Source organism: Cryobacterium glucosi (assembly GCF_004402235.1).
Classification (GTDB): Bacteria; Actinomycetota; Actinomycetes; order Actinomycetales; family Microbacteriaceae; genus Cryobacterium; species Cryobacterium glucosi.
Genome location: NZ_SOFS01000048.1, coordinates 1 through 1,390 on the forward strand (window position 1 = coordinate 1; position 1,390 = coordinate 1,390).

Annotated in this window: 1 pseudogene; it reads left to right on the top strand. The window is 62.9% G+C overall.

Annotated elements, in window-relative coordinates:
• Positions 1-100: 100 nt before the first annotated feature.
• Positions 101-1,042, top strand: a pseudogene (locus E3O46_RS18130) (integrase core domain-containing protein); the annotation flags it as partial.
• Positions 1,043-1,390 lie beyond the last annotated feature (348 nt).

Genomic DNA, 1,390 nt, shown 5'->3' on the forward strand with positions numbered 1-1,390 from the left:
TGTTATGTCTCAGGACATCGGTGACAGTTCTGCATCAATAGATCGGTGACCATTCGGGCGTGTTTGGTGGTGACACTTCTCCCGCGTACACATTTGAGGGATGACTCGTGTCGAACCTGTTGATCCCCGTGTCCGTCTCGCTATAACTCAGTGGCCGCCTGATGCTCCGCGAGGCGCCGTGAGTACGTTCTGTGCTGAGCACGGAATCTCCCGGAAGACCTTTTACGCGATCAAGAAGCGTGCTCTCGAGGAGGGCCAGGCCGCGGCCCTCGAGCCGCGCTCCCGACGGCCGCGGTCGAGTCCGAACCAGATGGCCGAGGACGTGAAGAAGCAGGCGATCGGAGTCCGGGCCGTGTTGGAGGGATCGGGTCTGGACTATGGGCCGATCAGCGTCCACGAGAAGATGCGGTCGCTGGGGATGACCCCGGTGCCCTCGACGGCGTCGCTGGCCAGGATCTTTCGCGATGCCGGTGTCGCCCGCGTCGAGCCTCGGAAGAAACCGCGGGCCTCGTTCCGACGGTTCGTCTATCCGGCCCCGAACGCGTGCTGGCAGCTGGACGCGACCGAATACGTCCTCACCGGTGGCCGGAAATGCGTGATCTTTCAACTCATCGATGACCACTCCCGTTTCGCGGTCGCCTCCCACGTCGCGTGGGGAGAAACTTCCGAGGGCGCCCTGACCGTGGTGAAGAAAGGCATCACGGCCCACGGCGTCCCGCAGCGACTCCTCAGCGATAACGGGGCCGCACTGAACCCCTCTCGGCGCGGTGTCATCGGACAGCTCGTCACCTATGTCACTTCGCTGGGCGTCGAGGCGATCACGGGGAAACCCTACAAACCCACCACCCAGGGCAAGAACGAACGCTTCCACCAGACCCTGTTCCGCTGGCTCGATAAGCAACCCATCGCGGCGACCCTCGATGAACTCCAAGCCCAGGTCGACCGGTTCGACGAGATCTACAACACGGAGCGCCCGCATCAAGCCCTGCCCGGCAGGATCACACCCCGGCAAGCCTGGGAAGCCACACCCAAGACCGACCCGCCCCGGCCGAGGAATCAACAGCGACCGGTCGGCTGGGACGGAATCCGCCGCACCACGGTCGCCCGGAACGGCATCGTCCAAGTCCGACAAACCCGATTCCACATCAGCCGCGCCCTCGCCGGCCAGACCGTCTATCTCGTCGAGACCACCGACCACCTCCTCGTCTTCGACGACGAAGGCACCGAGATCATGGAACACCGCTGGCCCAAGCCCGGCACCAAATACGTCAGCTCCGGCAGACCGCGCGGACGGCGACCGAAAACTATCTAACTGTCACCGATGTCCTGATACAGGAAGTGTTACCGATGTCCTGATACAGAACTGTCACCCATGTCCAGATACATCACA